Source organism: Exiguobacterium sp. A1_3_1 (assembly GCF_048985645.1).
GTDB lineage: Bacteria > Bacillota > Bacilli > Exiguobacteriales > Exiguobacteriaceae > Exiguobacterium_A > Exiguobacterium_A indicum.
Genome location: NZ_WBYY01000272.1, coordinates 1 through 2591, shown reverse-complemented (window position 1 = coordinate 2591; position 2591 = coordinate 1). Strand labels below are relative to the sequence as shown.

Below are 2591 nucleotides of genomic sequence, written 5' to 3'. Positions count from 1 at the left end.
GCTTTAACAAATACGCCACTCTCTAAGACGACACCGACGAACAAGACAGACAACGTAATCCAAAAGCCAGTTGATTCTGTCGGTTCGATGATGTGGGCGATCCCTTCATGAATCGTCTCGTACGCCATGATACCGACGAAGAGGATGGCACCGAGCAAGACGAGATTGACGAGACGACCGAAGCCGTTCGGGAAACGTTTCGTCGGTGCCTTTTTACTGAGGGCAGAACCGATGAAGACAAAAAATTGGTTAGCAGCGTCCCCGAGCGTATGCATCATCTCCGCGAACATTGCGACATTTCCCGTCAGGACGTAGGCAATTGCCTTGATGATGGCGATGACGGAGTTAACGATGCCTGCCGTCAGCGCCGACCGGTTTCCCCGGCGTAATAACGTAAAAAATTCTCCCATGATTGTACTCCTTTTAGTTAAGTTACATATTAGTTCATTTTATTATGTTACATCATTTTGAGAAAAACGACTATCTTCACACGAAAAAACCCACGCAAGCTGCGCGGGTTTAACTCGTCAAGACAAGTCGACTGTTTTATTGATTTCGTTCTCATCGTCTTTGCCGACGACTTTCTTCAAGACTTGTTTGACGGACTTCGTCGTGTTTCCCGTTTCCCAGTATTCAGCAGCTTCCGTGTTGACCTTGATCAAGACGACTTTCGGATCTTCGTATGTCGTTCCAAGGTATGCTTCGTAGCGTGGACTCCAGAGCTCTTTTTTTCGTTCGATGTCTTCGACGAGTTCTGCTGTCCCACGAATCGAGACGTATGATTTGTCGACGTACGCGACGTTAACGCTCGGATTCTTAAGTAGTTCTTGGTACTTGTCTGTTTCTTTTGAAGTGAGGAACCAGAGGTCGCCATCAAATTCGATATCCTGTGTCTGCATCGGACGCGATACGAGTCCTTCTGCTGAAATCGTCGTCAGCATCGCTGTTTCGATTTTATCAATCAGTTTCTTGACCGTTTCGACTGCTTCTTGATTCGTAGTATGGGTTGACATGTAACTCCACCTCATTCGTTAGATTTTTATGCTCACTTAGGCATTGTTCCCTGAATTTCAAAATGAAAACGTCCCCATGATAGAAAGAAGCAGTTTCGTTGCACCGTACAACGAGGAGGCGTACAGTGTAGGTACGCATTCGAAAGAAAAAGGAGAGACATACATGAAACTTAGTATTTTAGACCAATCCCCGGTCTCTAAAGGACAATCGCCATCTGATGCCTTACACGAAACGGTCGAGCTCGCGAAAATCGCGGACGAACTCGGCTACCATCGCCTGTGGGTATCCGAACACCACTTCGCTAAAACATTGGCTGGTTCAAGCCCGGAAGTCTTGATCGCTTACATGGCTGCAGTGACGAAACAGATTCGCCTCGGTTCAGGCGGTGTCATGCTGCCGCATTACAGTGCTTATAAAATCGCGGAGAACTTCCGTGTCCTTGAAGGTCTTGCACCGAACCGGATTGACCTTGGACTCGGTCGGGCACCAGGCGGTATGCCGCTTGCGACACGTGCGTTGCAAGAAGGATCGTCGCCACGTTTTGGTGGAGCCGATTACGGCGAACAACTCGATGATCTCGTCGATTACTTGAAAGACGGGGCACCTGCCGGACACCGGTTCGCGGGGCTCGTCGCAACACCAGAAGTCGATACGACACCAGAAGGCTGGTTGCTTGGATCAAGTGGTGGTAGTGCCTTGAACGCCGCGCAACGCGGATTCGGCTTTGCCTTTGCTCACTTCATCAATGGACAAGGTGGACAAGAAGTGATGGACTACTACCGTCATAACTTCATGGCGACGTCATTCAATGAGACACCACAAACGCTCGTCTCGATTTTCGTGACGTGTGCTGAAACGACGGAAGAAGCAGAACGGTTAGCTTCAAGCCTGGATCTGTCACTACTCTTACTGGAAAAAGGGGTCTCGTCGACAGGAACGCCAACTCCAGAAGAGGCAGCAGCGTATCCGTATACGTTCCAAGACCAATTCCGGATCGCTGAAAACCGGAAGCGGATGATCGTTGGTAACCCGGAATCCGTTGCAAAACAATTGCAAGAGCTCGCTGATTCCTACGGCACAGACGAAGTAATGATCGCTTCGATGATCGCTGACAAGGAAGCAAAACAACAATCATTGAAATTAATCATGGATGCCGTCAAAGCGACGGTCTGACCGATACGCACGTCCTTTCTCACGAAGTGAGGGAGGACGTGTTTTTTGCGTCTGCTACGGGAATGCTCTCGGATAAGATGTCATTACGAAGTCGGAGGAATCCGAATGATGCTGCACCGAATAAGCCGACTGTACCGACTCCAAGTAGCACGATGATAGATACATGATCACTGAGTAAACCAAACAATAGGGTACCGATCGGCATCATCGCCATTGCAATGGATTCCAGCACACCGATGACACGTCCGAGGTAAGCCGGATCGGTCTGTTTTTGAACGATGAGCTGCAGTGGAATGTTCATCCGTAAGGCGAGCATGCCGTCGATGAACAATAGAATCATGAAAAAAGGTAGTAGTAGAGCAGGTGGAACATAGCCTGTCTCTTATACACATCTCCGAGCCCAC

At 49.0% G+C, this 2591-nt stretch carries 4 protein-coding genes; 1 reads left to right on the top strand and 3 read right to left on the bottom strand.

Going from position 1 to position 2591, the window contains the following annotated elements; all coding sequences use genetic code 11:
• Together F8N00_RS17590 and F8N00_RS17585 are read right to left on the bottom strand one after the other, a co-directional pair.
• The coding region (locus F8N00_RS17590; RefSeq protein WP_421018700.1) for a cation diffusion facilitator family transporter at positions 1-410 on the bottom strand (410 nt) is incomplete at its 3' end.
• 117 nt (positions 411-527) lie between these two features.
• Positions 528-1013: a pyridoxamine 5'-phosphate oxidase family protein gene (locus F8N00_RS17585; protein ID WP_023467736.1), complete on the bottom strand. Its 486-nt coding sequence runs from the start codon at positions 1011-1013 to the stop codon at positions 528-530.
• 163 nt (positions 1014-1176) lie between these two features.
• Between F8N00_RS17585 and F8N00_RS17580 the strand changes: the two genes are divergently transcribed.
• Positions 1177-2187 carry an LLM class flavin-dependent oxidoreductase gene (locus F8N00_RS17580; RefSeq protein ID WP_421018699.1) on the top strand — a complete coding sequence of 337 codons (1011 nt, stop codon included), beginning with the start codon at positions 1177-1179 and terminating at the stop codon, positions 2185-2187.
• Between the two features lie 19 nt (positions 2188-2206).
• Here F8N00_RS17580 and F8N00_RS17575 read toward each other — a convergent pair whose 3' ends face one another.
• Entirely contained in the window at positions 2207-2527 is a 321-nt protein-coding gene (locus F8N00_RS17575; protein WP_421018698.1) for a hypothetical protein, read from the bottom strand.
• Positions 2528-2591 lie beyond the last annotated feature (64 nt).

Bases quoted from the DNA above. Each gene is read 5' to 3' on its own strand.
- F8N00_RS17585 (WP_023467736.1), bottom strand. From the start codon at position 1,013: ATGTCAACCCATACTACGAATCAAGAAGCAGTCGAAACGGTCAAGAAA.
- F8N00_RS17580 (WP_421018699.1), top strand. From the start codon at position 1,177: ATGAAACTTAGTATTTTAGACCAATCCCCGGTCTCTAAAGGACAATCG.
- F8N00_RS17575 (WP_421018698.1), bottom strand. From the start codon at position 2,527: ATGATTCTATTGTTCATCGACGGCATGCTCGCCTTACGGATGAACATT.